Source organism: Bacillus cereus group sp. BfR-BA-01381, assembly GCF_022663555.1.
Taxonomy (GTDB): domain Bacteria; phylum Bacillota; class Bacilli; order Bacillales; family Bacillaceae_G; genus Bacillus_A; species Bacillus_A pacificus.
The window spans coordinates 1-2,377 of sequence record NZ_JAKUFR010000185.1; the positions used below are offsets into that span (position 1 = coordinate 1).

Here is a 2,377-nt window from a genome sequence, read left to right on the forward strand (position 1 = left end):
AAAAAAGTTCACATTTTACAAACTTTCTGCTAAGATAGATTTTGTAAGAGATAAGCGAGGTGAAATGATTATGAAATTTGACAACGCTAAATTGTCATCTTTGCTTAGGAATAAAAATATGAAACAAAATGAATTTGCACAAGCGATAAACCGCGCTCCTTCAACAGTTTCTTTGTATGTAAGTGGTAAAGGAGAGCCTGGTAGAAAAGCACTGATTGCAATGTCAGAAGTTTTTGATTTACCAATGCATGAATTAATGAAACAAGAAGAATGATATTATAACAAGTTAGCGAAAATCGAACTTTATCGATTTATTTTTTTGAAGTAAAAGTTCACATTTTACAAACTTTCGACATTTGGAGGTTAATGCAATGAGTCAATTGTTAGTTGCACAAAAATCAGTTAGTAACCTGGTTTTTGTGGAGGGAAATGAAATTGTAACAGATAGTTTAACAATTGCAAGAATGTTTAATAAGCGACATGACAATGTTACAGCGGATATTCGTACCCAGATGGATTATGCAGGACCCGAATTCTCGCTCCTAAATTTTCAGGAGTCAAACTATCGAAATCGAGGGAAAGAATATCTTAAATATAATTTAACAGAAGAAGCTTTTACATTAGTTGTTATGAGTTACAACACCAAAGAAGCTGTACAAATGAAAATTAAATTTATCCAAGAATTTAAACGGATGAAGGAACACATTCAAAAACAAAATGAACAACAAAAACAAATGTCGCCTTTGAAAATGATTAACACAATTACATCTGAAATGATGAAGCAAGATGAACGATTAGAAACAATTGAATATAAGTTAAATGAAAAGATGACAATCGATAGTTATCAACAAACGACGTTGCTGAACGCGAAATTGCGTCGAGTCGAAAAGCTTTGGGGAGAAGAGCCGAAAATTCGCCAAGCATTTGAAGATAAAAGAATTTTACATAGTAGAGCCTGGAAGGATTTCAAAATGGCTTTTGTTGTTCCAAGCTATCGTGATACGAAAGAAAAAGATTTTGAAGAAGCTTTAACTTATTTGAAAGCCTGGCGACCAGGACTTATTTAAATACAACAGGGAGGTTTTATAAGTGAATATTGATTTAAACAGTTTAGCAGATGGTGCAGTAGCAGAAAAAGTAGATGCAGAGTTTCAACGTGTATTAAAAAATATGGCCGATCCAAACACAGACCCTACAAAGGCACGGTCAATTACTTTGACGCTTACTTTTAAAGGTAATAAAAAGCGTGAAATTTGGGATTGTACTTCTAAAGTCTCATCAAAACTAGTAGCGGCAAAAGAAGTAGAATCTACATTCATTGTTGGTAGGGATCATGATGGTGGTGTCGTTGGCCGAGAACTAAACTCTGGTGTGAAAGGTCAAATGTACATAGATGGTGATGGAGATGTCGCTACTGATGTAGGTGAAAAGGTAGCTGTAGAGGAAACACCAAAAGAAACAGAACCTGCTCAAATTGTAAATTGGCGTAAAACGCAAACAAACTAATAAATCGTAAAGGGGAAATTAAAATGATCGAAAAAGACGCTTTAGAATACGTAGTTGGATTAGGAAATGTAGAAACACACGATATTGATGGACAAACATTCTCAACGCAGCGATTGCATGTAGTAGAAGAACCAACAGCAAATTCATTTACTGTCCGTAGTTTATCCGGATTAGTTGATTATGTGAAATCAGGTTTTGATTTAGAGGGACCGCTAATGATTCATGTTGCTAACCCAACATCGGTTACCTGCTTTACTGCTATTAATGGGAATTACAATCGCAGCACATTAGTTAGAGCAGAAGCGCTTATACCAGATTTTGATTTTGGATATTGGTATAACGTAGAGAAATTTATTATTAGTCTTCAAGCAGCTTTTGTTAAAAACGCTGATCGTGATGTCATGTTAAGAGTTGTAGGGAATATAACAGAAGAAGATGTTAAGACATATGGTGACAATGGAATATCGCAAAGTGTAGTGGCCAAGGTCGGTGTAGCTGCAGTTGGAGAAGTTGATGTTCCTAACCCTGTTTCACTTAAACCATATCGTACATTTACAGAGGTAGAGCAGCCAGTAAGTGAGTTTGTATTCCGTATGGAAAAAGGACCTAAATGTTCAATCCATGAAGCAGATGGCGGCGCTTGGAAGTTAGAAGCGATTGGGAATATCAAAGACTATTTAGTTGAGAAACTAGCAGAAGAAATTGAAAACAAAAAAGTATTTATCATTGCGTAATAGCAATTTATATAACTTTCAGCTGCACCTATAAACGGTGTGGCTGGAATTGAGGTGAAATAGATGGGATTAGCCGATAGGGTACTTCCGGAGCATATACAAAGAGCTGGGGCTTTAGAGCAGAAGTTACGAGAATA

At 35.7% G+C, this 2,377-nt stretch carries 4 protein-coding genes; all 4 read left to right on the plus strand.

The window, feature by feature from the left end; all coding sequences use genetic code 11:
• Positions 1-274, plus strand: a 274-nt coding sequence (locus MR079_RS28065; RefSeq protein WP_242295060.1) for a helix-turn-helix domain-containing protein, incomplete at its 5' end; no start/stop codon positions are given.
• A 97-nt stretch (positions 275-371) separates the two neighbouring features.
• Positions 372-1,067, plus strand: a complete 696-nt coding sequence (locus MR079_RS28070; RefSeq protein ID WP_242295061.1) for a Rha family transcriptional regulator — start codon at positions 372-374, stop codon at positions 1,065-1,067.
• A 22-nt stretch (positions 1,068-1,089) separates the two neighbouring features.
• A complete protein-coding gene (locus MR079_RS28075; RefSeq protein ID WP_242295062.1) occupies positions 1,090-1,506 on the plus strand; it encodes a replication terminator protein in 417 nt (138 codons plus the stop codon).
• A gap of 23 nt (positions 1,507-1,529) precedes the next feature.
• Positions 1,530-2,240 (plus strand): hypothetical protein, encoded by a 711-nt coding sequence (locus MR079_RS28080; protein WP_242295063.1) that lies wholly within the window; start codon positions 1,530-1,532, stop codon positions 2,238-2,240.
• Positions 2,241-2,377: the final 137 nt, after the last annotated feature.